Genomic DNA, 331 nt, shown 5'->3' on the forward strand with positions numbered 1-331 from the left:
CAGCCGCGGCGGCCCGCTCGCCCGCACCGGCGCGGTGCTCGCCGCCGCCGCGCTGCTGGTCCTGGTGCCCGCCTCGGCGGCCCACGCCGACCCTCCGCACAACCTGCCCCAGAGCGCGGGGGGTTACGAACAGACCTTCTCGCCCGCCTACGACTACGACGGCGACGGCTGCTACGCCACCCCCGCCATCGGCCCGGACGGCACACTCGCCGGAGGGCTGAAGACGACCGGCGCGATCAACGGCAACTGCCGCGACCAGTCGGACCTGGACAACTCCCAGACGTACGCCCGCTCCCTGTGCAACAACGGCTGGTGCGCGATCGTCTACGCC

General features: G+C 73.7%; 1 protein-coding gene. It reads left to right on the forward strand.

Annotation, left to right across the window (positions count from 1 at the left end):
• Positions 1 to 34 precede the first annotated feature (34 nt).
• The coding region (locus IH13_RS0116665; RefSeq protein ID WP_031085198.1) for an NPP1 family protein at positions 35 to 331 on the forward strand (297 nt) is incomplete at its 3' end.

The sequence above is a fragment of the Streptomyces sp. NRRL WC-3549 genome (genome assembly GCF_000721935.1).
GTDB lineage: Bacteria > Actinomycetota > Actinomycetes > Streptomycetales > Streptomycetaceae > Streptomyces.